Origin of the sequence: Streptomyces sp. NPDC059787, from assembly GCF_042732315.1 — a bacterium.
Classification (GTDB): Bacteria; Actinomycetota; Actinomycetes; order Streptomycetales; family Streptomycetaceae; genus Streptomyces; species Streptomyces atrovirens.
In genome coordinates this window covers 73,042-95,103 of sequence record NZ_JBHWHX010000022.1, presented here as the reverse complement: position 1 = coordinate 95,103, position 22,062 = coordinate 73,042, and the positions used below count along the sequence as shown (strand labels likewise).

At 70.8% G+C, this 22,062-nt stretch carries 23 protein-coding genes; 18 read left to right on the top strand and 5 right to left on the bottom strand.

The genetic code is table 11. The features are described from left to right. The first annotated feature begins 47 nt into the window (after positions 1–47). From recR to ACFV5H_RS21745, 3 genes are read left to right on the top strand one after another with little or no spacing between them, the layout of a single operon-like run. Positions 48–647, top strand: coding sequence for a recombination mediator RecR (gene recR / locus ACFV5H_RS21755; protein WP_030863096.1), 600 nt, complete (start codon positions 48–50; stop codon positions 645–647). Next, positions 640–1,299, top strand: a complete 660-nt coding sequence (locus tag ACFV5H_RS21750) for a DUF5063 domain-containing protein (RefSeq protein WP_385196749.1) — start codon at positions 640–642, stop codon at positions 1,297–1,299. Before recR ends, ACFV5H_RS21750 begins: the two co-directional genes overlap by 8 nt. Continuing rightward, the gene (locus tag ACFV5H_RS21745) at positions 1,296–1,661 is read left to right on the top strand and encodes a signal peptidase I (protein WP_385046120.1); all 366 of its coding nucleotides are present in this window, start codon (positions 1,296–1,298) and stop codon (positions 1,659–1,661) included. Before ACFV5H_RS21750 ends, ACFV5H_RS21745 begins: the two co-directional genes overlap by 4 nt. A gap of 13 nt (positions 1,662–1,674) precedes the next feature. On the opposite strand, the gene ACFV5H_RS21740 is transcribed toward ACFV5H_RS21745, so the two are convergent. After that, positions 1,675–2,301: an ankyrin repeat domain-containing protein gene (locus ACFV5H_RS21740; protein ID WP_385046119.1), complete on the bottom strand. Its 627-nt coding sequence runs from the start codon at positions 2,299–2,301 to the stop codon at positions 1,675–1,677. Between the two features lie 153 nt (positions 2,302–2,454). On the opposite strand from ACFV5H_RS21740, the gene fxsT reads away from it, so the two are divergent. Together fxsT and ACFV5H_RS21730 are read left to right on the top strand one after the other, a co-directional pair. Continuing rightward, positions 2,455–4,755, top strand: a complete 2,301-nt coding sequence (fxsT, locus tag ACFV5H_RS21735) for an FxSxx-COOH system tetratricopeptide repeat protein (protein ID WP_385196747.1) — start codon at positions 2,455–2,457, stop codon at positions 4,753–4,755. A gap of 74 nt (positions 4,756–4,829) precedes the next feature. Beyond that, positions 4,830–5,267 carry a hypothetical protein gene (locus ACFV5H_RS21730; RefSeq protein ID WP_385196744.1) on the top strand — a complete coding sequence of 146 codons (438 nt, stop codon included), beginning with the start codon at positions 4,830–4,832 and terminating at the stop codon, positions 5,265–5,267. A gap of 11 nt (positions 5,268–5,278) precedes the next feature. Here ACFV5H_RS21730 and ACFV5H_RS21725 read toward each other — a convergent pair whose 3' ends face one another. Beyond that, on the bottom strand, positions 5,279–5,689 hold the full coding sequence (locus ACFV5H_RS21725) for a hypothetical protein (RefSeq protein WP_385046113.1): 411 nt from the start codon (positions 5,687–5,689) through the stop codon (positions 5,279–5,281). A 135-nt stretch (positions 5,690–5,824) separates the two neighbouring features. Between ACFV5H_RS21725 and ACFV5H_RS21720 the strand changes: the two genes are divergently transcribed. From ACFV5H_RS21720 to ACFV5H_RS21680, 9 genes are all read left to right on the top strand, one after another. Further along, entirely contained in the window at positions 5,825–6,580 is a 756-nt protein-coding gene (locus ACFV5H_RS21720) for a helix-turn-helix transcriptional regulator (protein WP_385196797.1), read from the top strand. Next, complete coding sequence (locus ACFV5H_RS21715) at positions 6,573–6,755, top strand: DUF397 domain-containing protein (RefSeq protein WP_385196742.1); 183 nt, start codon at positions 6,573–6,575, stop codon at positions 6,753–6,755. The genes ACFV5H_RS21720 and ACFV5H_RS21715 overlap by 8 nt, the downstream gene beginning before the upstream one ends. 287 nt (positions 6,756–7,042) lie before the next feature. Next, the gene (locus tag ACFV5H_RS21710; protein ID WP_385046106.1) at positions 7,043–8,059 is read left to right on the top strand and encodes a hypothetical protein; all 1,017 of its coding nucleotides are present in this window, start codon (positions 7,043–7,045) and stop codon (positions 8,057–8,059) included. After that, positions 8,056–8,370 carry a hypothetical protein gene (locus ACFV5H_RS21705; RefSeq protein ID WP_385196739.1) on the top strand — a complete coding sequence of 105 codons (315 nt, stop codon included), beginning with the start codon at positions 8,056–8,058 and terminating at the stop codon, positions 8,368–8,370. Before ACFV5H_RS21710 ends, ACFV5H_RS21705 begins: the two co-directional genes overlap by 4 nt. 50 nt (positions 8,371–8,420) lie before the next feature. Beyond that, positions 8,421–8,999: a Uma2 family endonuclease gene (locus tag ACFV5H_RS21700; protein ID WP_385046101.1), complete on the top strand. Its 579-nt coding sequence runs from the start codon at positions 8,421–8,423 to the stop codon at positions 8,997–8,999. 194 nt (positions 9,000–9,193) lie between these two features. Next, positions 9,194–10,471: an aspartate kinase gene (locus ACFV5H_RS21695; RefSeq protein ID WP_344559814.1), complete on the top strand. Its 1,278-nt coding sequence runs from the start codon at positions 9,194–9,196 to the stop codon at positions 10,469–10,471. Then, positions 10,471–11,544 carry an aspartate-semialdehyde dehydrogenase gene (locus ACFV5H_RS21690; protein ID WP_385046098.1) on the top strand — a complete coding sequence of 358 codons (1,074 nt, stop codon included), beginning with the start codon at positions 10,471–10,473 and terminating at the stop codon, positions 11,542–11,544. The genes ACFV5H_RS21695 and ACFV5H_RS21690 overlap by 1 nt, the downstream gene beginning before the upstream one ends. A 520-nt stretch (positions 11,545–12,064) precedes the next feature. Continuing rightward, positions 12,065–12,640, top strand: a complete 576-nt coding sequence (locus tag ACFV5H_RS21685) for a SigE family RNA polymerase sigma factor (protein WP_385196795.1) — start codon at positions 12,065–12,067, stop codon at positions 12,638–12,640. After that, a complete protein-coding gene (locus ACFV5H_RS21680) occupies positions 12,637–13,839 on the top strand; it encodes a hypothetical protein (RefSeq protein ID WP_385046096.1) in 1,203 nt (400 codons plus the stop codon). Before ACFV5H_RS21685 ends, ACFV5H_RS21680 begins: the two co-directional genes overlap by 4 nt. Positions 13,840–13,896: 57 nt before the next feature. On the opposite strand, the gene ACFV5H_RS21675 is transcribed toward ACFV5H_RS21680, so the two are convergent. Further along, positions 13,897–14,718: an SURF1 family protein gene (locus tag ACFV5H_RS21675; protein WP_385046094.1), complete on the bottom strand. Its 822-nt coding sequence runs from the start codon at positions 14,716–14,718 to the stop codon at positions 13,897–13,899. A gap of 157 nt (positions 14,719–14,875) precedes the next feature. Between ACFV5H_RS21675 and ACFV5H_RS21670 the strand changes: the two genes are divergently transcribed. Further along, positions 14,876–16,723: a prolyl oligopeptidase family serine peptidase gene (locus tag ACFV5H_RS21670; RefSeq protein WP_385196737.1), complete on the top strand. Its 1,848-nt coding sequence runs from the start codon at positions 14,876–14,878 to the stop codon at positions 16,721–16,723. Positions 16,724–17,136: 413 nt separating this feature from the next. On the opposite strand, the gene ACFV5H_RS21665 is transcribed toward ACFV5H_RS21670, so the two are convergent. Continuing rightward, positions 17,137–19,020, bottom strand: a complete 1,884-nt coding sequence (locus tag ACFV5H_RS21665) for an NAD-binding protein (protein WP_385196792.1) — start codon at positions 19,018–19,020, stop codon at positions 17,137–17,139. A gap of 215 nt (positions 19,021–19,235) precedes the next feature. Next, entirely contained in the window at positions 19,236–19,523 is a 288-nt protein-coding gene (locus tag ACFV5H_RS21660) for a zinc-ribbon domain-containing protein (protein WP_085575845.1), read from the bottom strand. 135 nt (positions 19,524–19,658) lie between these two features. Here ACFV5H_RS21660 and ACFV5H_RS21655 point away from each other — a divergent pair, with 135 nt between their 5' ends. From ACFV5H_RS21655 to ACFV5H_RS21645, 3 genes are all read left to right on the top strand, one after another. Further along, the gene (locus ACFV5H_RS21655) at positions 19,659–20,084 is read left to right on the top strand and encodes a VOC family protein (RefSeq protein WP_385196734.1); all 426 of its coding nucleotides are present in this window, start codon (positions 19,659–19,661) and stop codon (positions 20,082–20,084) included. A 70-nt stretch (positions 20,085–20,154) separates the two neighbouring features. Continuing rightward, positions 20,155–20,850 carry a TetR/AcrR family transcriptional regulator C-terminal domain-containing protein gene (locus ACFV5H_RS21650; RefSeq protein ID WP_385046086.1) on the top strand — a complete coding sequence of 232 codons (696 nt, stop codon included), beginning with the start codon at positions 20,155–20,157 and terminating at the stop codon, positions 20,848–20,850. 82 nt (positions 20,851–20,932) lie between these two features. After that, entirely contained in the window at positions 20,933–21,922 is a 990-nt protein-coding gene (locus tag ACFV5H_RS21645) for an NAD(P)-dependent alcohol dehydrogenase (RefSeq protein WP_385196732.1), read from the top strand. Positions 21,923–22,062: the final 140 nt, after the last annotated feature.

The following is a 22,062-nucleotide window of genomic DNA, read 5'->3' as shown; positions in this document are numbered from 1 at the left end:
CCTTTACCGTACGTACTGAAGGAACACCAGGAAGGGACGGCAGTCCGTTGTACGAAGGCGTGGTCCAGGACCTCATCGACGAACTGGGGCGGCTGCCCGGCGTCGGTCCCAAGAGCGCGCAGCGGATCGCCTTCCACATCCTCCAGGCGGAACCGACGGACGTACGGCGTCTGGCGCACGCGCTGATGGAGGTCAAGGCGAAGGTCCGCTTCTGCGCGACCTGTGGGAACGTCGCGCAGGAGGAGCAGTGCAACATCTGCCGCGACACCCGTCGCGACCCGGCCGTCATCTGCGTCGTGGAGGAGCCGAAGGACGTCGTGGCGATCGAGCGCACCCGTGAGTTCCGGGGCCGCTACCACGTCCTCGGCGGCGCGATCAGCCCGATCGACGGGGTCGGCCCGGACGACCTGCGTATACGAGAACTTCTCGCGCGGTTGGCCGACGGTACGGTCACGGAGCTGATCCTGGCCACGGACCCGAATCTGGAAGGCGAGGCGACGGCGACGTACCTCGCCCGCATGATCAAGCCCATGGGCCTGAAGGTCACCCGCCTGGCCAGCGGCCTCCCGGTGGGCGGCGACCTGGAATACGCGGACGAGGTCACCCTCGGCCGCGCCTTCGAGGGGAGACGACTCCTAGATGTCTGATGCCACGCTGCACGCGACCGACCAGAACCCGGACGACTTCGCGGTCCAGATCGCGGATCAGATCGAGAGCTTCCTGGTCGCCGTCACGGAGGTCGCGAAGGGCGACGAGCCGGACTCGGCGGTCCCCTTCCTCCTCCTGGAGGTCTCCCAGCTCCTCCTGGCCGGCGGCCGCCTGGGCGCGCACGAGGACATCGTCCCCGAGGAGCGCTACGAGCCCGACCTGGGCCCCGAGGCCGACGTGGACACACTCCGCGAGAACCTCGCCCGCATGCTCGACCCGATCGATGTCTACTCGGAGGTCTTCGACCCCTACGAGCCCCGCAAGGCCCCGGTTCCGGCCCGCATCTCCGACGACCTCACCGACGTCATCACCGACCTCCGCCACGGCATGGCCCACTACAGGGCCGGCCGCACCACGGAGGCCCTGTGGTGGTGGCAGTTCTCCTACTTCTCAAACTGGGGCACCACGGCGTCCGCGACCCTGCGCGCGTTGCAGTCGGTCGTCGCCCACGTCCGCCTGAACCAGCCCCTCGCGGAACTCGACGGCCTCGACACCGACCAGGGCATGGGCGACGACACCCTGGAGTTCGAGGCGGGCCAGGTCATGGCCGAGGAGATCGGCACCCCGCTGGGCGTCCGCCCGGTCACATGACCGACAGCGTGTACGTGGGCAACGCGGGCAAGGACGCGGCGCTGGACCGGGGCTGGCTCCTCGGGCACTTCAAGGACGCCGGGGATCCTCGCCACAGCGAGGCGGTGGAGATCAAGTGGGGTGTCCACCCGCGTGGCGACGAGCGAACGCAGTGGGTGAGGGGCGAGGAACGCACAGCCCTTCTGGTCCTCGTCAGCGGCCGTTTCCGGGTCGAACTCCCCGGCCGCAGCGTCCTTCTGGAGGAGCAGGGCGACTACGTCGTGTGGGGACGCGGAACCGACCACTCCTGGTTCGCGGAGGAGGAGTCGGTGGTACTGACCGTCCGCTGGCCGTCCGTACCCGGATACGCGGTGGCGGAGTGACGGGACCGGCGGTTCACCGCCCTTCGGAGTCGACGGCCCCGGCGGCACGCAGGGCGTCGAGGACGCGTGCGTAGTCCTCGGCCCGCTCCGGGTGCCTCTCCGCGTTCGCGCTCGCGTCGGCCAAGGCCCTCGCCGTGGGTTCGGCGCCGCGGTCGAGCAGCAGGCGCACCGCCGCCACCTGACCGAACGAGGCCGTCCACTCCAGGGGTGACCTGCCCTTGAAATCCCGGTCCTCGACGTCCGCCCCGCGGTCCAGCAGCAGTTCCACGACGTCCGTGTGCCCGAGGGTCGCCGCGAGCACCAGGGGTACATGGGGGATCCGGTCTGTCTGAGCCCCCATGGACACCCCGGCGTCGATCAGCACCTCCGCGACCGCTGCGCGGCCGAACATCGCCGCCTCGGTCATCGGCGTCAGCTCGTGGTACGGCCCCGCGTTCCCCTCGGCGTCGGCCCCCGCGGCGAGCAGCAGCCGGACCACCTCCGCGTGTCCCTCCTGCACCGCCAGGTCCAGCGCGGTCCGCCCCTCCCGGCCGATCGCGTCCACGCCGAGGCCCGCGTCCAGCAGCCGTGCCACCAGCGCCGTCTCACCGTCCCTCGCCGCCCGCAGCAGTTCGTCCGACCTCTCCACGGGTTCTTTCATGGGGTGATCATGCGGCACCGGCATCCGGCAGCGGACCAGGCATCGTCGCCCTCGTCGCGTCGACACCGTGCCCCGCCACGTGGTGGAAGGGTTGACGAGTCATTTTGTTCCGCATGCCTGACGCGTGGTGCGCAGGCGGCCATCATGTGATCCATGAGCGCTCCGTTCGACAACCGGCTGGGCACCCAGGCCCCCGTCACGGCCTCCGGCAGTTCCGCCATCGCCGCGGGCAGGGACATCACGCAGGCCCAGTCAGGGGCCGGCTCGTTCGCGCTGAACATCGAGAAAGCAGACTTGGTCTTTCCCGAAGCGTGTCCGTCGGCCGAGTCCGTCGACTGTCCGTCGGTGCTGACCAGTCTCCCCACCCGCGCCGCGCTTTTCGTAGGGCGCAACGATGAACTCGACGTGCTGAACGGAGCGTCAGTCACCCCGGGGCAGGCGTCGGTGCATGTACTGCATGGCCTCGGCGGCATCGGGAAGTCCACTCTGGCGGCCCGCTGGGCGGCCGAACACAGCAAGTCCCACGCGCCAGTGTGGTGGATCACCGCCAACAGTCGCGCCGCGATCGAGGACGGCCTGGCCGACCTGGCGACCGCTCTGCAGCCGTCTCTGAGGAAGCTGTTGCTTCCGGAGCAGTTGGGCGAGTGGGGCCGGCAGTGGCTCGCCACCCACACCGGCTGGCTCCTGGTCCTCGACAACGTTCTGAACCCCGCCGATGTGGAACCACTGCTGTCCCGGGCGAACACCGGTCGGTTCCTGATCACCAGCCGACTGTCCACCGGGTGGCAGGGCATCGCCGAACCGGTGCCCCTGGACGTGCTGTCGCGTGAGGAGGCGGTGGACCTCTTCACCAGGATCCGGGGTGAGGACCCGGACGCCGGTGAACTCTGCGAGGAACTCGGCCACCTCCCACTGGCCGTGGCCCAGGCAGCCGCGTACTGCCACGAGGCGGACTGCCCCGCGCGCGAGTACCTGAGGGATCTCGCCGCCCACCCGGTCTCCATGTACGCGGAGACGGAGGAGGGCGGCGACCACGAACGCACCATCGCCCGTATCTGGCACGTCACGTTGGACCGTCTCGCACAGGAACCGCTGACCGTCCGGGTCCTGCTGATACTCGCCTGGTACGCGTCCGAAGGAATCCCGCGCGCCCTTCTCGCACCCCTCGGCGATCCGCCGACCGTGCGCCGGGCACTGCGTCGGCTTGCCGCGCACAGCATGATCACGCTGTCCGGTGACACAGTGACCGTGCACCGGCTCGTGCAAGCCGTCTCTCGTGTGGAGGACAACGGCGACCGGCACCGCAAACCGGAGGCGATCGCCGCTGCGCGTACGACGGCGATGAGCGCACTGGCCCAAGCGCTACCGGCCGACGGCAAGAGTCCGTCCGAGTGGCCCGTCATGCGGGCCCTCCTGCCGCACGTCGAGGCTCTCGCCGGATACGCTCCGCCGGAGACGGACACCCCCGAGATGGCGTGGCTGCTCACCCGGACCGGGGATTACATGCTCGGCACCAACCTCAAGCTCGCGCCCCGCGCACTGGCCCTGCTGCAGCGTGCGGAGGCCGACTGCGTACGCATGTACGGGCACGAGTCACCGGAAACCATCTACGTGCGCGTCCAACTGGCCTCCGCCACAAGGATGTTGTTCCATATCGAAAAGGCTCGCCCGGTCGCCGAACAGGTCCTGGCCGACTGCTTGCGCATTCTGGGAACCGACCATGAAGTGACGATTTTGGCCCAGATGAACGCGCTCAAGATGGCGAACCTGTCGGGTGACGGGGGGAAGGCCCTCCAACTGGCCGAGGAGGCACTCGCCGGCTGTGTGCGGGTGCTGGGTGACGATGCCCCCCGGACCTTCGAGGCCCGCACCGCCGTCGCCATGGCGGTGGCCGAGACGGGGGACCTGGCGAGAGCCAAGGACATGTTCGACACGTTGCTCGCCGACTGCGTTCGGGTGCTGGGTGAGGAGCATCCAGAGACTCTCTCCGTAAGGAGTGTGGTCACCGCCTTCGTTCGCCACTCTTTCATCCCGACGGGCCCGATGGACGCCATGAGCAAGGTCGTTGCCGCCGCGGAGAACGGCACAGACCTCGTCACCGCGCTGCGCGAGGTGGTCGAACAGGTCAGAAGGATGGAACCGGTGGAGATGGCCCGCGCCACCGAGGAGGAGGTGGCCGCGGCGGAGCGACACCTCGAGACCTGCCTGCGCGTCCTGGACGACGGCCACGCCGACACTCTGGCCGCGCGAATGGCGCTCCTCCAGACGTACGCGGCCACAGGGGACGAGCGCTATACCGAGCGGGCGGTCCGTCTCTTTGCCGAAACCTTCACGGCGCTGGGGGAGGACCATCCGATGACCGGCATGGTGCTCGGCATCTTCCAAGCGCTGCTCACGCTCGCTGAAGAGATGCCGAAGGGGATCGGTCTCGTACGGACCAAGGACCCCGACTGAGTCCGCCGAAGCCCCGCACCACGGTTCCGGCGTAACGCGCCCCCGGCGTCCCTACTTGACGTCACAATGACCGCATGACACTGAGGCCATGGGCTTGGGCCGGACTCGCCATCTGCGGGGCAGGCGTCGTCGCCTTGACCGGGTTCGCCTTCGTCGACCTGGGGAAGGCCGACCAGATCGCCAGCGTGGCCGGAGGGTGCGTGGGCTTCGCCGGCCTGGCACTCGCCGCCATCGCACAGTTCGGTCCTGCGACCACGCCCGCCACTCCTCCGTCGGCCCCTCCTGTTCCTGCCGCCGGGAGCCGGAACGTCGAGGCGTCCGGCGAGGGGGCGATCGCGACGGGCGGCAACATCGGCACGGCGTCGACAGGCGGTCACACGCCTCCGTCGGTGCCGTCGACCCTTCCCTCTCCCTCGTCTTTGCCCGCTCCGCCGAGCGGCGGGGTGACCGCCTCGGGCAAGGGCTCCATCGCGGCGGGCGGCGACATCGGCTCGGCGTCCACGGGCGCCTGAGCCGGACGGAGTCACCGGTGCGGCCGGGCCACGGCCATGTGCAGCGCCGTCGCGTCGACGTGGGGTGCGGTGGGCGTCGGTTCGCTGTACCAGCGGAGGGGCCAGGTGTTGCCGTCCAGGGCGGGGATGCCGATGTAGGTGACCGTGCGGTCGCCCCGGCCGGCGAGCTGCTGCACCCCGGGCGGCCAGTCGTACCGCCGTACGGTTCCGGGCGGGAGCAGGAAGTACACCCAGCGGCCCCGTGCCGCCTCGCACACGATCGGGCCCGCGTCCTCGTCCGTCGCCTCGATCAGGTGGTCGGCGACCAGTTCCCCGCGCAGGCCCTCGATGCGTACGGCGTCGAAGTGGACGCCGACGACGTGCAGTCGGTGGCCGAGGAGAGGGACCCATACGGGGCGGTGAATTGCACTCGTCATGGTCACACAGTGGCGTTCGCATCTCTACGCTCGGTAGTGACCCTGGGGATACACGCCGGGGCGTATCAGTCGGAGGTGGTTGCCGTGTTTGGCCGGAACAACTCCCAGCCGCCCGTCGCCTGGCGCTACAGCGGCAACCAGATGAAGCGCTGGCGCACCAAGGCGAACATCAGCCGCGAGCAGCTCGCCGAGGCCGCGAACTACTCGCCGGACACCATCAAGTCCATGGAGCAGGGCGTACGGATGCCGACCCCGCGCGTGCTCGACGTCGCCGACGAACTGTGCCGTGCGGAAGGGTTGTTGAGCGCGGCGAAGGACTACTTGCAGCGGGAGAAGTTCCCGGCGCGGGCGCAGGACTTCATGGAGCGGGAGAGGGAGGCAAGCAGTCACTGGTCCTACGAAGCCACGTATATTCCTGGGTTGTTGCAAACGGAGAGATACGCACGAGCCCTGATCGAGAACCACGTCCCGCCCTTGGATGACGGGACGGCGGAAGAGCGTGTCACCGCTCGCGTGGCTCGACAGGCCATCCTCACCGAGCGGAAGCCGCCGGTGGGCTTCAGCTTCGTTGTCTACGAGGCAGCGCTGCACAGTCCACAGGTGGACGTGGAGCAGCTGCGTCATCTACTCGAAGTGTCTCGGCTGCGGAACGTCGTGCTTCAAGTGCTCCCGTTCGATAGGGCCGTTCCCGTTGCGTTGATGGGGCCGATGGTCCTGCTGGAGACTCGTGACCACGAACGGTTCGCTTTCGCCGAAGGCCCGTTGGTGAGCGAACTCTCGGCCGATCCAGGGGTTGTCAGCCTCGCGACGGAGCGGCTTAGCATGATCCGCACGCAGGCGCTCAGTCCTGCCGAGTCGGCCCGTTTCATTGAGCGGATGGTGGATCGCCATGGATGACCAGCTGACGTGGTTCAAGTCGAGCTACAGCGACTCGGAGGGCGGCAACTGCGTCGAGGTCGCCATGGACGGCTCCATTCACATCCGCGATTCCAAGAACCCCACGGGCCCCGAACTCCACGTCACCCCCCCTGCCTGGTCGGCGTTCGTTTCCGCAGTTCAGCCCGGAGCTTGAGCTTCGGGCTCCGAGCTCTTCCCCTGGGTTTCCTGGTTTGGTTGAAATATCCAACCAATCAAGTCTGAACGTGAGTTGAGTCGGCGTACCTCGTAAGAGTGACGTTCCGTGATCGGCTTGCTTCGATGAGTGAGGCGGCTCTAGGTTCGCGGCAAACGACCAGCAAATGAGTCGGCTCCGGCGGTGCGCCAACACCAATCCGGAGCCTGACCGACACATCGAATCGAGACCCTTCGATGGTGGCCTACGCCAACCTTAGTCCTGCCCTCCCCTCCCCGTCCCACCCCATGGCCAATACGGGGTACGGAAAGCGTCACGCAGGTGACGAAGACCCGCACGCGGACCCGGACTTCGCACATCTGCTCCCGCGTGACGCCGAGATCGCCGTCTTCGTCGACCACCTCGAAGAGGGACACGCGATGGGCCACAAGGCCATCGCCGCCGCGCACCCCCGCTACGGCCAGCAGGCCGTCCGTGTCTCGCTGGGCCGCATCACGGTCGCCGGGCACCTGCGCTGGATCAGGGAGCACATCACCGTCGAGGACAACTCGATGCGGTGGGTGACCCGCACGTACTGGTCGCGTACCCGCAGGTCGGCCGAGTGGTGGGAGAACTTCGCACGGGAGCGCCACGGCAAGGACATGACCGAGCACTACTTCCCCGGGCTGACGCGGATCGAGGAAGAGGCCGACGCGGAAGTCGTGGCGGAGGCCGAGCAGGTGGCGGCGGAAGCGGCTGCGGAGATCGAGCGGGAAGAACCCGTCGCCGAGCAGCCCAGCGCCGCGTACCAGGCCCTCGCCGAGGCCGGTGCGGTCGATGCCCGCATGCCGTTGTCCGCCGGCGACTGCCGTTCTCTCGAACCCCTCGCCGCCCAGTGGCTGGCCCAGGGCGCGAGCCCGCAGGACATCACGAAGGCACTGACCGACGGGCTGCCGCCCGCCGTCGACAACCCGGGCGGACTCGCCCGCAACCGATTGGAGAGGAAAATGCCCCCGAAGAAGGCGAAGATCCGGCAGAAGGCCGGCCGTCCGGCGCAGGTGACCCGCGTGCTCATGGCCTGCGGGCTGTGTGACGCGGACGAGCGGACGACGGAGATCACGCACGGCCTGTGCCGGGAATGCATGGCCGAGATCGAGGCGGAGGGGCCGGTGGTCTTCTACGGGGCTGTCCCGGACACGTTCCTCCCAGGCCCTCGGAAGGGCGGCGGGCTCGAAGGTGCCGACGAGGTCATCGACGTCACCGAACGCGTCGACGCCCTCCGCCGCGCGGCGGGACTGACCTCGCCGAAGGGGCGGAACAGGTGACCGTACCCGGTGGCGGGGACCTGACCGAGCGCCTGAAGGCGTACGCCGAGTCCTGTCGGCGGCCGGTCGAAGCCGTGGTCGCGGACGCGGACGCGGACGCGGTGGAGGAATACCTCGACGCGCGTCCGGATCACCAGCAGCCGCGTGCCGCCGGGCTCACGGCTATACGGGAGTACGAGGTGGAGCACAGGCTCTTCACCGAAGAGGAGACCGCGGAGGCCGACGCGCGGATCGACCGGCTCTTCCGTCCCGCGGACGACGAGCACGAAGGTCCTCGCACGGACGGCCGGCCGGAGAGGAGGGACGAATGAGCGTGCAGGAGGTACCGGTCGGGGCACCATGGTGTCGAGGAGGCGACGCCATGACCCCCATGACCGAACACCGGCCGCAGATGTCCGTCGAGGAGTTCGAGGAGCTGGAACGCCATGCCCCGGAGACCGTGCGGCTGGAGTTCATCAACGGGAAGGTCCAGGTCAAGGCGGTGACGGATGGTAACCACGACCAGATCGTGGCCTGGTTGCAGAGGCTGTGCATGCAGCACCGCCCGGAGCTGTGGCTTTACGGGGATCGTGGCATGAAGGTCGAGACCTACCGTAAGGGCAGGGCTCGCCCCGACGGGGTTCTGGCTCCCTTCGGGTTCGCGAAGGGGCACGGGGACTGGTCGGAGACGGAGGGCGTGCTCATGGCCGTGGAGGTCACGTCGCACGATTCCGACACCCACCAGCGCGACCGAGTCGAGAAGCCCGACGGCTACGCCGCCGCAGGCATCCCCGTCTACCTCCTCATCGACCGGGACGACCGCTCGGTCGTCGTGTTCAACCAGCCGGAGGACGGCCGCTACCGTCACCAGGAGAAACTCCCCTTCGGTGCCACCGTGAAGCTCCCCGACCCCGTGAACATCGCCCTCGACACCGAACCCCTCAAGGACCTCGTCGACTGAGTCCGCGTGTGACGCGGGGCACTTTCCCGAGTGGGGGGCGTCGGGATGGGCATGAGCCCCCTGCACGGGCGCCGGGGAGTCTCACCATGCGATATCGCGGAGGGGTTTTTCGGGCGCTCGATAGACTGAGCCGACCGCAGCGCACACATATGTGTGCGGACTGTGGAAAACGACGGACTGAGCGAGGAGCGCACGTGGGCCTTGTCGTGCAGAAGTACGGAGGCTCCTCCGTAGCCGATGCCGAAGGCATCAAGCGCGTCGCCAAGAGGATCGTGGAAGCCAAGAAGAACGGCCACCAGGTGGTCGCCGTGGTTTCCGCGATGGGCGACACGACGGACGAGCTGATCGATCTCGCCGAGCAGGTTTCCCCGATCCCTGCCGGGCGCGAGCTCGACATGCTGCTGACCGCCGGAGAGCGGATCTCCATGGCCCTGCTGGCCATGGCGATCAAAAACCTGGGCCACAACGCCCAGAGCTTCACCGGCAGCCAGGCAGGTGTCATCACCGACTCGGTCCACAACAAAGCCCGCATCATCGATGTCACGCCGGGCCGGATCAAGGCCTCGGTGGACGAGGGCAACATCGCCATCGTCGCCGGTTTCCAGGGCGTCAGCCAGGACACCAAGGACATCACCACGCTCGGCCGCGGCGGCTCCGACACCACCGCCGTCGCCCTCGCCGCCGCGCTCGACGCCGAGGTGTGCGAGATCTACACGGACGTGGACGGTGTGTTCACCGCCGACCCGCGCGTGGTGACGAAGGCCCGGAAGATCGACTGGATCGCGTTCGAGGACATGCTCGAACTCGCGGCCTCCGGGTCCAAGGTGCTGCTCCACCGCTGTGTGGAGTACGCCCGCCGGTACAACATCCCGATCCACGTCCGCTCGTCCTTCAGCGGACTGCAGGGCACGTGGGTCAGCAGTGAGCCGATGAAGCAAGGGGACAAGCAGGTGGAGCAGGCTCTCATCTCCGGTGTCGCGCACGACACCTCCGAGGCCAAGGTCACGGTCGTCGGTGTGCCGGACAAGCCCGGCGAGGCCGCCTCGATCTTCCGCACGATCGCCGATGCCGAGATCAACATCGACATGGTCGTGCAGAACGTGTCCGCCGCGTCCACGGGCCTGACGGACATCTCCTTCACCCTGCCGAAGACCGAGGGCCGCAAGGCCATCGACGCGCTGGAGAAGAACAAGGGCGCCATCGGCTTCGACTCCCTGCGCTACGACGACCAGATCGGCAAGATCTCCCTGGTCGGCGCCGGTATGAAGACCAACCCGGGCGTCACCGCCGATTTCTTCACGGCGCTCAGCGACGCCGGCGTGAACATCGAGCTGATCTCGACCTCCGAGATCCGCATCTCGGTCGTCACCCGCAAGGACGACGTGCCGGAGGCCGTCCGCGCCGTGCACTCGGCGTTCGGTCTCGACTCCGACAGCGACGAGGCCGTGGTCTACGGAGGCACCGGCCGCTGATGGCCGGTACCGAGGGACCCGGACGTTCCGGGCGGCCGACGCTCGCGGTCGTGGGAGCGACCGGGGCCGTCGGCACGGTCATGCTCCAGATCCTGTCCCAGCGGGCGGACGTCTGGGGCGAGATCAGGCTCATCGCCTCCCCGCGCTCGGCCGGCCGCAAGCTGGCCGTGCGCGGTGAGGAGGTCGAGGTCATGGCGCTCACCGAGGAGGCCTTCGACGGGGTCGACGTCGCGATGTTCGACGTACCCGACGAGGTCGCCGAGCGGTGGGCGCCCCTCGCCGCCGCGCGGGGCGCGGTGGTGGTCGACAACTCGGGCGCGTTCCGGATGGACCCGGACGTGCCCCTCGTCGTCCCCGAGGTCAACCCGCACGCCGTGCGGAGGCGCCCGCGCGGGATCGTCGCCAACCCGAACTGCACCACCCTGTCGATGATCGTCGCGCTGGGCGCGCTGCACGCCGAGTTCGGGCTGCGCGAACTGGTGGTCTCCTCGTACCAGGCGGTCAGCGGCGCCGGGCACGCGGGCGTGCGCACCCTGCGCGAGCAGCTCTCCCTGGTGGCCGGCACGGAGCTGGGGACCCACCCCGGTGACGTACGGCGGGCCGTGGGGGACAACACCGGGCCGTTCCCCGAGCCGGTCGCGCTGAACGTCGTACCGTGGGCCGGGTCGCTGCGCGAGGACGGCTGGTCCTCGGAGGAGATGAAGGTCCGGGACGAGTCCCGCAAGATCCTCGGCCTGCCCTCCCTGCCCGTGGCGGTCACCTGCGTACGCGTCCCGGTGGTCACCACGCACTCCCTCACCGTGCACGCCCGCTTCGAGGGCGAGGTCACCGTCGACAAGGCGCGCGAGATCCTCGCCACGGCGCCCGGCGTGGTCCTGTTCGACAACCCGGCCGCGGGGGAGTTCCCCACCCCCGCCGACGTCGTCGGCACCGATCCGACCTGGGTCGGGCGGGTACGGCGGGCCCTGGACGACCCCACCGCGCTGGAGCTCTTCGTGTGCGGGGACAACCTGCGCAAGGGAGCGGCGCTGAACACCGCTCAGATCGCCGAACTCGTGGCGGTTGAACGGTGAAAAGTTCTGGATCGCACAGCATTCGTTTGTAGGATCTGTGTAAGTCCTGTGAGCCGGATTCCCGGTCGGATGCCTCTTGATCAGGCCGTTTCGGCGGCGGAGGATTGAGCAGGGCCTGTACGGGGCTTGTACGAGGATTCACCTCCCCGTCCTCCGCAACCGCGCGGAGGGCGGGGAGCGTCTTTGCGGTCACCCTTACCGGGGGACGTGGGGGCGCTGCTCTCCGGACGTGGGGACGTCCGGAACCGGGCGTGGGGACGTCCGTTCATATGGAATACAGGGGAAGAGCGGGACGCATGAGGGCATTTGATGTGCTGTCGGTGGTGCTGCCTGACGCGGGCGGGCGGCCGGCCACACCGGCCGCCGCAAAAGTGACGCCCGGCACGTACAACCCTTACGAGGGGAAGCGTGTCCAACTGGCGTGGCTGAGGTACTCGACTTCACAGCGCCGCGCGGCACGGCCCTACGGCCGCCCCGTCAGGCTCGCCGACCCCGCATGCCCGGTGCGTCCGGCGGCGGCATGCCGGTGATCGCGCCCATGCCCGCAGCGCGCCCCGCCCGCATACCAGGACAGCGTGACGGCACCGACGACGTCGTGGCGGCCGGCACCACCGTCGACCATCTCACCGAGACCTACCGCGCGCACTACCGCTCGCTGCTGGGTCTCGCGGCACTCCTCCTCGACGACACCGCCTCCTGCGAGGACGTCGTGCAGGAGGCGTTCATCCGCGTCCACTCCGCCCGCAAACGCGTCCGGGACCCGGAGAAGACCCTGGCCTATCTGCGCCAGACGGTCGTCAACCTCTCCCGTTCCGCGCTGCGCCGCCGCATCCTCGGCCTCAAGCTGCTCTCCAAGCCCATGCCCGACATGGCGAGCGCGGAGGAGGGCGCCTACGACCAGCTGGAGCGCGACTCGCTGATCAAGGCGATGAAGGGGCTCCAGCGCCGCCAGCGCGAGGTGCTGGTGCTGCGCTACTTCGCGGACATGACGGAGGCGCAGGTCGCCGAGGCCCTCGGCATCTCGCTGGGCTCGGTGAAGGCGTACGGCTCACGCGGTATCGCGGCGCTGCGGCTGGCCATGGAGGCGCCGGCATGAGCGAGGGCAAGGACGCGCGGCACGAGGAACGCGGGCCGGAGGGCTCGCGTCCGTCCGGGGCCGCGCGGGAGTCCGAGGGCGTGCCCGCGCCCGAGGACGTACGGGAAACCGGCGACGGGAACGAGCCGGAGCACACGCACGCTGGGAACGGAACTGTGAACGACGGCCTGGACGAACAGGGCTCCGAGGGGCTCGACGCGGACGAGCTGGCACTGCGCACCCTGCTGCACCGGGCGGTGCGGGAGGTGGAGCCGGGCGACGGCACCCTGGACTATCTGCGCCGGGCCGTCCCCGCCCGCCGGGCCCGCAAGCGCCAGGCCCTCGTCGGCGTGGCCGCCGCCGCCCTCTTCCTCGGCACCGCCGTCCCCGCCCTCGTCCACGTCTCCGGCGTCACCGGCTCCGACGCCGACCCCTCCGCCGTCGGTCATGCCGCGCAGGCGCAGGGCGGCACCGGTCAGGGCAAGGACCCGGAGGGCGGGGAGAGCACCACGGGCGGCGCCTCGAACCAGGTCGAGGGGACCGACAAGGGCGACAAGAAGGAACAGGACGAGGGCAGTACGAGCAGCAGCTCCGGTACGGGGGCGACGGAGGGCGCCGACCCCTCGGCCGACGTCACCGCCGGGGTGCCCGCCTGCACCGCCGCCCAGCTCGGCCCGGCGACCGCGTCCAGCACCGCCCCCGAGTCCACGGGCGCGGTCTACGGCTCCTTCCGGGTCGTCAACGTCTCCACCGCGAGCTGTACCGTCGAGGGCGTCGGGAGCGTGACCCCGACCCCGCAGGGCGCGGCCGACGCCACCAAGGTGGGCTCGGCGCGGCACGTGGCGGGGGACGCGGCGGCCGGACTGCCCGACCCCTCCCTGGAGGTCGCGGAGCTGGTGCTCAAGCCGGGGGCGGCGTACGAGGTGAAGTTCGCCTGGGTGCCCTCCGAGACCTGCGCGGCTCCGGGCGACAGCACGGGCGGCGGCACCGGCGGCCCCTCGCCCGACCCGACACCGACCGGCGCCCCGACCACGACGACCGGCGCGTCCACGGGCACCGACGGCGGCACGGCCACCCAGCTGGTCAGGGAGGACGGCACGGGAGACGGCAGCGTGGCGGTGACGTACACGTCGCCCACGGGCTCCGGCTCGGCCACCACGACGGTGAGCAACGCGTGCGCGGGCACGGTGTACTTCACGGGGCTGCTGTCGGCGGTGTGACCCTGCGGCGGGGGCGGGCCTCCGGCCCCCGGTCCGTTGTCGGCTGTCGGCCTGGTGTCAGACCGCTGACGGACTCGGCCGCTCCGGTTCCCGCTTCCCGTCCTCGTTCCCCTGGTCCCCGTCCGGGACCAGGCCCAGTTCCGCGTCGCGGACGAACTCCAGCTCGCGGCGGAACAGGCGGAACCACATGAAGACGACGAAGCCCACGAAGGCGAACCACTCGGCGGTGTAGCCGAGGTTCTGGAACGCCTTCAGGTCCAGCCCGGTGCCGCTCGGCGCGGTCGCCGGCACCGCCTTCATACCGGAGTCGCCGCGGTTGAGCGTGAGCCAGGCGTCGTGCACGTCGTACTCCACGAGGTTCACCAGCGACGCCGAGCTGATCGCCGCCGTCTGCCCCTCGGGCAGGCCGCCGCGGGCGCTGACGCCGTTGCTGCCCGGTGTCTCGGACGCCTGGAGCGCGCCGGTGACGGTGACCTCACCGGTGGGCGCCGCGGGCGTCCTCGCCGGGTCGGGGGTGCCGGGCAGCCAGCCCCGGACGACGGGCAGCGCCCGGCCGGTGTCGGTGCGCAGCAGGGTCAGGACGTAGTAGCCGTCCTTGTCGTCCAGCTTGCGGTCGGGCACGAGCAGCTGGGTGTCGTACCGGCCGCTCACCGTGGCCTGCTTGCCGGAGGTGGCCTTGGTCACGGGCAGCAGGTCGTCCAGCGGCCTGGCCGCCTCCCGCTTGTCCGTGACGATGCGCGCCTCGGCGTCGCGGTGGTTGTCCACCCTGTCCTCGAACCGGCCCAGCTGCCAGGACCCCATGAAGACGCAGAAGGGGATGGAGAGCAGCAGGAAGACGTTGATCCCCCACCAGCGGGGCGTCAGCAGAAACCGGTACACGCCTTCAACGGTACGGGTCCGCGGGTGGTTCCCGACCCGCGGGGTCGCCGTGCGGCGGGCGGTCTCCACGAGGGGCCGGTGAAGGATCGGGAAGAAGTTGTCCACAGGCTGGGGACCTCGGCGGCGCGATGTCCTCCCGGACGGGCAGTATGGGGTCATGACTGAGAGCAACGCGTCCGACGCGCCGGGCCGGGCGGACCACCAGACCGAGCGAGTGGAACAGGGCGCGGACATGCCCGACTGGGAGAAGCGCTTCCGGGCGCCCCGGGTGTCCCTGCCCGACTGGGCGGAGGACGCCCCCGACCGCTCCCTGTTCGTGTCGAACGCGACGGGGACGTACGAGCTGTACGCCTGGGACCGGGCGACGGGCGAGCAGCGGCAGGTGACGGACCGGCCCAACGGCACGACGGACGGCGTGCTCTCGCCGGACGGCGAGTGGATCTGGTGGTTCGACGACAAGGACGGCGACGAGTTCGGCGTGTGGCGCCGGCAGCGGTTCGCGGGCGGCGAGGACGAGCTCGCGGCACCGGGCCTGGACCCTTCGTACCCCGCCGGTCTCGCGCTGGGCCGGGACGGCCGTACGGCGGTCGTGGGCCGTTCCACGGACGAGGACGGTACGACGATCCACCTGGCCCGCACGGGAGAGGGGCCCGTGGAGATCTACCGGCACCGTGAGTCGGCGGGCGTCGGGGACCTCTCCCACGACGGTTCGCTGATCGCCGTGGAGCACACCGAGCACGGTGACGCGATGCACTCCGCGCTGCGGGTGCTGCGGCCCGACGGCACGACGGTCGCCGAGCTCGACGACACCGAGGGCGGCACCCGGGAGCTGGGCCTGGAGGTGCTGGGCTTCGCGCCGGTGGCGGGCGACACCCGGCTGCTCGTCGGGCACCAGCGGCGCGGACGCTGGGAGCCGCTGGTGTGGGACGTGGCGACGGGGGAGGAGACCGACCTCGCGCTGGAGCTGCCCGGTGACGTGAGCGCCGAGTGGTGTCCGGACGGCACGGGGCTGCTCGTCGTGCACGGCTTCGAGGCCCGTGGCGAGCTGTTCCGCTACGACCTGGCCGGGCGCCGGCTGGTGGAGATCCCCACCCCGCGCGGCGCGGTCTCGGGTGCGACGGCCCGGCCCGACGGCAGCGTGGAGTACCTGTGGTCGTCGGCGGCCCGGCCGCCGGCGGTGCGGTCCACGACGGGCGGAGTGGTCCTCGACCCGCCCGGGATGAAGTCGCCGGGGTCGGTCCCGGTGGAGGACGTGTGGGTGGAGGGGCCCGGCGGCCGTATCCACGCGCTCGTCCAGAAGCCGGCCGGCGCGAGCGGTCCGCTCCCGACCGTCTTCGACATCCACGGCGGCCCCACCTGGCACGACAGCGACTCCTTCGCGGCCGGCCCGGCCGCCTGGGTCGACCACGGCTACGCGGTGGTCCGCGTCAACTACCGGGGCTCCACGGGCTACGGCCGCGCCTGGACCGACGCGCTGAAGCACCGGGTGGGCCTGATCGAGCTGGAGGACATCGCGGCGGTGCGGGAGTGGGCGGTCACCTCCGGTCTCGCCGACCCGGCCCGGCTGATCCTCACCGGCGGCTCCTGGGGCGGCTACCTCACCCTGCTCGGCCTCGGTACGCAGCCGGACGCGTGGGCGCTGGGCATCGCGGCGGTACCGGTCGCCGACTACGTCACGGCGTACCACGACGAGATGGAAGCGCTGAAGGCGATGGACCGCACGCTGCTCGGCGGCACCCCGGAGGAGGTCCCCGACCGCTTCGAGGCGTCGTCGCCCATCACGTACGTCGACCGGGTCAAGGCCCCGGTCTACATCTCGGCGGGCGTCAACGACCCCCGCTGCCCCATCCAGCAGATCGAGAACTACGTCAAACGCCTGGAATCCCGCGACGCCGTCCACGAGGTCTACCGCTACGACGCGGGCCACGGCTCCCTGGTGGTCGACGAACGCATCAAACAGGTCCGCTTGGAACTCACCTTCGCAGCCAACCACCTGCCCGCATAACTGCGGCCGGCCGAGCCGCACTTGATTGCGGCCGATCATGCCGCTGGGGCGGGGGCCCACCCTCCAGCGGCTGCTGAGCACGCCGAACCGCCGCAGCTGCGGCCGGCCGTGCCGAGTCGTCGTAGCTGCGGCCGATCATGCCGCTGGGGCGGGGGCCCACCCTTCAGCGGCTGCTGGGCGTGCCGAGTCGTCGTAGCTGCGGGCAGTCGTGCCGCTGGGGCGGGGGTCCACCCTTCAGTGGCTGCTGGGCGTGCCGAGTCGTCGTAGCTGCGGGCAGTCGTGCCGCTGGGGCGGCACGGGTGGGCGCAGCGGCACCTCGCGAACGCGGGCAAGTGAAACGCACCCCCGCCCAGTGGCAACGCCGCGCACCCCGCAGGCGCGGCCCACCCCCGCCCAGCAGCACGCGGCAAGCGTCACGGCGTGCTTCGCGGCCGCGCCCGCCGCCCCAGCAACTCCGCCAGCCCCCGCCGGGTGGCGGCCAGCACCACCCGGTCCTCGGCACGCAGCACATACGTGTCAGGGAGGTCCCACACCAGCCCCGCCCCCGGCGGCACCCCCGCACCGTCCCCCGACCCCGCCGTGTCCAACGCCAGCACCCGCCAGGCCCCCGCCCGAAACGCCTCCCCCACCGTCCGCCCCTCCAACTGCGCATACCCGCCCACGACCACCGCCGCGAACAGCAGCACCCGCCGCTCCACCGGTATCGCCCCGAGAATCTGCCGCCCCATCATCGCCCCGGCGAAAGCCGGCGCCGCCAGATGCGACACGCTCCGGCTCCGCGTCAGCGCCGACGGATGCGCGGTCCGCAACGTCCGGTACACCGCCTTCGCGAAGTCGTCGTCGTACAGCCGCAGCACCGCCCGCAGATCGGGCCGTACGGACCGCGCGTACAGCACCGCCTCCAGATTCGTCGTGTCCGCACTGGTCAGTGCCAGCAACGCATCCGCACGATGGATCTTCGCGGCCTCCAGCACCCCCTCCTGCGTGACGTCCCCCAGCACCACCGGCACCCGTAGCCGCCGCGCCACGGCCATCCCCCGCGCCTCCGGATCGGCCTCGACGCACACCACCGGAATGTGCAGCTCCCGCAGCCGCGTCAGCACCCGCGTCCCGATCTTGCCCAGCCCGAGCAGCACCACGTGTCCGCCCAGCCCGCGCGGCGGCTTCCGCAGCGTCGACGCCGTGCGGAACGTCCCCAGCGCCTCCAGCACAGCCGCCAGCAGTACCGGCAGCAGCAGCAACCCCACGACCATGGACAGCAGTTGCAGCACCTGTCGCCCGGTGGACTGGTGGTGCGCGGGCTCGTTGATCGCGAAGAGGTCGAGCAGGGTGACGTACGTGGCGTGCAGCGGATTGTCCTGTGTCACCACCGTCAGTGCGACGGCGAGCGCGACCACCGCCGCCACCAGCCCCGCCAGCGACCACCGCAGCCGCCGCGAGAACAGCGAGGCGAACGGCGGCCCGCCCCGCCCGGCGGACAACGGCGGCCCGGAGTAGGACAGTTGCTCCAGCACCACCGTTCCGCGCCCGGTCGCCGCCGCCACCGCCGCCGCGTCGGGCAGCAGTTGCGGTCCATGCTCGCCGCTGTCCTCCGAACCCTCGTCCCCGGCGGGGTCGTTGCTGGTCGCGGAGAGCAGCGCGAGGGTGCACAGTCCCGGATCGGCCACCTCGCCCGGCCCCGGAGGCCGGCGCTCCACCGCCCGCAGCAGCAGCCCCTCCGCGTCGACGACCTTGCTGGTGCCGACGAGCGCGGTGGCGACCAGCGCGGGCGCGGCCGTGTCGGCGTCGGACAGCACGGTCGTGGCGATGTCGGCCCCACCGTCCCCACCATGTCCTGCCGCGCCGCCACCTCCCGCCAACTCGGCGGCCTGGTCGAGGAGTTCCTCGATGTGCTGTCCCAGCCGCCGGTTGTAGAGCCGCAGGACGAGCCGCAGCCGGGGGTTGAGCCGGCGGGCGGTCAGGGCGGCACGGATGTTGGTCTCGTCGTCGTCGTACACCAGCGCCAGCGCGGCGGCGCGTTCCACCCCGGCCTCGGCGAGCACGGCCTCGGTCGGCTCGGCGGCCTCCACGACCCGTTCGCCGGGCGCCAAGGTGTCGTCGGATCCGCCGTTGCCCCGGTTGACGGCGGTCACGACCCGGTCGAGCAGGGCGGCGGAGGCCGCGCGGGCCCGTCCCGCCATCGGCTGCCGGCCGCTGCGCCCGGACGGCGGTACGACGAGGGTCACCTGCTCGCGGTACACACCGCGCAGTTCGGCGGCGAGCCGGTGCGCCAGACCGTCGTCGCCGCACACCACCATGTGCGCCGACGGGTCGCCGGGCAGGGCCGGGTTGGGAAGGAGGCTCACCACAGGGGAAGAGACTGCCTCATCGTGACGGGTGGTTCCAGGTCACCAAGGATCCCGTCAACGACGGCCCCGTCCCGTACTTCGAGGTCACCCGCGCCGAACCGGTCCCGGTCCCGGTCCCGCAGGACCCGTACGACGAGGCGTGGAGCGGCTGGGACGGCAGTCGGCTAGGACTGGTACGGCTGCTGCTGCGACTGCTGCCCGTAGCCCTGTCCACCGCCGATCGCCTGCGCCTGGAGCTGCTCGGCCTGCTCCTTGGTCACCTTCTGCTCCGCGCCGCAGAAGGTGCACTGCGTCGCGTACTTCGTGGAGACCGGGAACAGCGGGACGAAGAACAGGGTGAACTTGGTGACCCGCTTCCTGAGCGTGTGCGCGGCGGGGTTCCCGCACTGGGCGCACACCAGCGTCAGTATCGCCAGCTGGTACAGGTACCCCTTGGTGCCAAAAATGATCATGTCGTCGATCCTTCCCGGGGCTCGGCCCCCCGAACCACCCCACCAGACGGTGACCACGGTCGGCAACGTGACCGGCCACAACACTGCCGCACCCTGCACAAGCGCACCAGTCCTCGGCACCGGCACGCTGCACCCATGACCGAAACCCCAGCCGTGCGGATCACCGTCTCCACCGTGTCGCTCACCGTCGACGACGTGAGTGCCTCGCGGCGGTTCTTCACCGCCCACCTCGGCTACAAGGAGATCGCCGCCGCCGACGGATTCGCCTCACTGACCCGGGGCGACGCGGCCGTCGACATCGTCCTGCTGCGCCGGGGCACCGAGGTCCTGCCCGCCGACCGGCGCGACCGGCACGCCGCCGGGATCGTCCTGGCCTTCACGGTCACCGGCATCGAGGGCGAGGAACGGCGGCTGCGGGAGCGCGGGGTGACCATCACCATGCCGCTGCGCAAGGAGCCGTGGGGCGAGCGGCTCTTCCAGGTCACCGACCCCAACGGGATCGTCGTCCGGTTCGTGGAGTGGGCGGCCCCCGACGAGGTGGGGGAGGGCGCGGGCGCCTAGGGTGGACGCCGTACACCGGGGCCGGTCCGTACTCGTCCGCACCGGTCCGTACCGGTCGGCACGAGAGGGGATGGTGGAGATCACCGGGCAGACCGATGCCGTCCACCGCATCCGCACCCCCCTGAGCAGGGCGCGGGTGCTGTCCGCCGCCGTCGCCCTGGCCGACGGGGGCGGGGTCGACGCGCTCAGCATGCGGAAGCTGGCGCAGGTGCTCGGTGTCGTACCCATGGCGCTGTACAAGCACGTGGCCAACAAGAACGAGCTGCTGGACGGCATGATCGACGTCCTCGTCGGTGAGATCGACCCACCGGTCACGGACGCCGACTGGAAGACCGCCGTCCGGCTGCGGGTGCTCTCCGCCCGCCGCATGCTGCTGCGTCACCCGTGGGCGCCCGGGGTCATCGAGGCGCGGATGAAGGCGCGGGCCGCGCCGACCCCCGCGGTGATGGCGTACCTGGACTCGATGATCGGGATCTTCCGGGCCGGGGGCTTCTCGCTCGACCTGGTCCATCACGCGATGCACGTCATGGGCAGCCGGCTGCTGGGCTTCTCCCAGGAGCTGTTCGAGGACGGCGCCGGCCGTGAGCCGGACCCGGACGCGCTGCCGCCCGAGGAGATGGCCGCGCGCTATCCCCACATCACCGAACTGGCCATGGCGGTCACCCACGACGAGGAGTCCGTCGTCGGCTCGGGCTGCGACGACCAGTACGAGTTCGAGTTCGCCCTGGATCTGACGCTGGACGGTCTGGCCCGGCTGCTGCCCTGACGTCCTTCCCGGCCCTTGCCAGGTGTACGGCGTACACCCATGATGGTGGGTGTACGCCGTACACCCGTGAGGGGGGATCCGGATGAAGGCGATCGTCCAGGACCGCTTCGGCCCGCCGGACGTCCTGAAAGTGGCAGACGTCGACCGCCCCGAGCCGGGGGCCGGCCAGGTGCTGGTGCGGGTGCGCGCCGCCGCGCTCAACCCGTACGACTGGCACATGCTGCGCGGCGACCCGTACGCGGCCCGGCTGACCCGGGACATGGGGCTGACCCGTCCGAAGTCGCGCGTGGCCGGGATCGACGCGGCCGGACGTGTCGAGGCGGTCGGCGCCGGCGTGCGGGGGCTGAGTCCCGGCGACGAGGTGCTGGGCTTCTGCCCGGGCGCCTTCGCCGAGTACGCGTGCACCACCGAGGGCCTCCTGGTCCCCAAGCCCGCGGACCTGACCTTCGAGCAGGCCGCGGCCGTCCCGATGGCGGCGGTGACGGCCCTGCGCGGCGTCCGGACCGTGGGGCAGGTGCGGGCGGGGCAGCGGGTGCTGGTCAACGGGGCCGGCGGCGGCGTGGGCACGTTCGCCGTACAGATCGCCGCGTCCCTCGGCGCCGAGGTCACCGGCGTGTGCGGCGCCCGCAACACCGACCTGGTGCGCTCACTGGGTGCCGGGCACGTCATCGACTACGCGCGCGAGGACTTCACCGACGGCCGCGCACGCTACGACGTCATCCTGGACAACGTGGGCAACCGCCCGCTGGGCCGGCTGCGCCGGGCGCTCACCCCGACGGGGACCCTGGTGGGCAACGGCGGCGGCTCACCCGGCCATGTGTTCGGCGCGATGGGGGCCATGCTGAAACTCCTCGCGGTCGACACGGTCGTCCGGCAGCGGCTCCGGGTGATCCTCCCGGCGGTTCCGGCCGGCCCGGCCCACGAGGACCTGCTCGCCGTCACCGCGCTCATCGGGTCCGGCCGCCTCGCGCCGGTGGTCGACCGGACGTACCCGCTGGCCGAGGCGGCCGAGGGGGTGCGGCATGTGGAAGGGGGGCACGCCCGCGGCAAGGCCGTACTCACCGTTCCCTGAGGGCCGGGGTCCGACGTCCGGAGGAAACCGAATCCTGTGGCGGAAATCTTTACGAAAGTGGCATTCGTGATGGAATGGCGCATTCCGCCAAAGCGGTTATGACGGAGTGGCCGGTCAATAGAGTCCGAGTGTGCCTGCTT

Excerpts from the sequence above, each read along its gene's own strand:
- ACFV5H_RS21750 (WP_385196749.1), top strand. The coding sequence starts at position 640 with ATGTCTGATGCCACGCTGCACGCGACCGACCAGAACCCGGACGACTTC.
- ACFV5H_RS21745 (WP_385046120.1), top strand. The coding sequence starts at position 1,296 with ATGACCGACAGCGTGTACGTGGGCAACGCGGGCAAGGACGCGGCGCTG.
- ACFV5H_RS21740 (WP_385046119.1), bottom strand. The coding sequence starts at position 2,301 with ATGAAAGAACCCGTGGAGAGGTCGGACGAACTGCTGCGGGCGGCGAGG.
- fxsT (WP_385196747.1), top strand. The coding sequence starts at position 2,455 with ATGAGCGCTCCGTTCGACAACCGGCTGGGCACCCAGGCCCCCGTCACG.
- ACFV5H_RS21730 (WP_385196744.1), top strand. The coding sequence starts at position 4,830 with ATGACACTGAGGCCATGGGCTTGGGCCGGACTCGCCATCTGCGGGGCA.
- ACFV5H_RS21720 (WP_385196797.1), top strand. The coding sequence starts at position 5,825 with ATGAAGCGCTGGCGCACCAAGGCGAACATCAGCCGCGAGCAGCTCGCC.
- ACFV5H_RS21715 (WP_385196742.1), top strand. The coding sequence starts at position 6,573 with ATGGATGACCAGCTGACGTGGTTCAAGTCGAGCTACAGCGACTCGGAG.
- ACFV5H_RS21710 (WP_385046106.1), top strand. The coding sequence starts at position 7,043 with ATGGCCAATACGGGGTACGGAAAGCGTCACGCAGGTGACGAAGACCCG.
- ACFV5H_RS21700 (WP_385046101.1), top strand. The coding sequence starts at position 8,421 with ATGACCCCCATGACCGAACACCGGCCGCAGATGTCCGTCGAGGAGTTC.
- ACFV5H_RS21690 (WP_385046098.1), top strand. The coding sequence starts at position 10,471 with ATGGCCGGTACCGAGGGACCCGGACGTTCCGGGCGGCCGACGCTCGCG.
- ACFV5H_RS21685 (WP_385196795.1), top strand. The coding sequence starts at position 12,065 with ATGCCGGTGATCGCGCCCATGCCCGCAGCGCGCCCCGCCCGCATACCA.
- ACFV5H_RS21680 (WP_385046096.1), top strand. The coding sequence starts at position 12,637 with ATGAGCGAGGGCAAGGACGCGCGGCACGAGGAACGCGGGCCGGAGGGC.
- ACFV5H_RS21670 (WP_385196737.1), top strand. The coding sequence starts at position 14,876 with ATGACTGAGAGCAACGCGTCCGACGCGCCGGGCCGGGCGGACCACCAG.
- ACFV5H_RS21665 (WP_385196792.1), bottom strand. The coding sequence starts at position 19,020 with ATGGTGGTGTGCGGCGACGACGGTCTGGCGCACCGGCTCGCCGCCGAA.
- ACFV5H_RS21660 (WP_085575845.1), bottom strand. The coding sequence starts at position 19,523 with ATGATCATTTTTGGCACCAAGGGGTACCTGTACCAGCTGGCGATACTG.
- ACFV5H_RS21655 (WP_385196734.1), top strand. The coding sequence starts at position 19,659 with ATGACCGAAACCCCAGCCGTGCGGATCACCGTCTCCACCGTGTCGCTC.
- ACFV5H_RS21650 (WP_385046086.1), top strand. The coding sequence starts at position 20,155 with ATGGTGGAGATCACCGGGCAGACCGATGCCGTCCACCGCATCCGCACC.
- ACFV5H_RS21645 (WP_385196732.1), top strand. The coding sequence starts at position 20,933 with ATGAAGGCGATCGTCCAGGACCGCTTCGGCCCGCCGGACGTCCTGAAA.